Source organism: Oleiphilus sp. HI0066 (assembly GCF_001635725.1).
This window is the reverse complement of the sequence record NZ_LWFH01000854.1, coordinates 1-214: the sequence shown is the minus strand read 5'-3', so window position 1 is coordinate 214 and position 214 is coordinate 1. Positions and strand designations below refer to the sequence as shown.

Sequence of the window (214 nt, the reverse complement as noted above, 5' to 3'; positions counted from 1 at the left end):
CACGTTTAATAGGCTCAGTTTAGTTGTTGCAATTGGTGCAATTTCTAATGGGGCAAACGCTGAGTTCATAAAGTTAGAAGATCAAGATTTGCAAAACGTTACTGGTCAAGCTGGATTGACTATTGACGTCGAGGCACGCTATGAGATTGGCGAGTTTGCGTATAAAGATGCTGGTTTTCTATTACTGCAAGGCATTCGAATGGGGGGGCATGAT

1 protein-coding gene is annotated in these 214 nt (G+C 42.5%); it reads left to right on the top strand.

What is annotated here, in order from left to right; translation table 11 throughout:
- Positions 1-214: DUF6160 family protein (locus A3738_RS30940; protein WP_197473778.1), on the top strand; the 214-nt coding region annotated here is incomplete at both ends.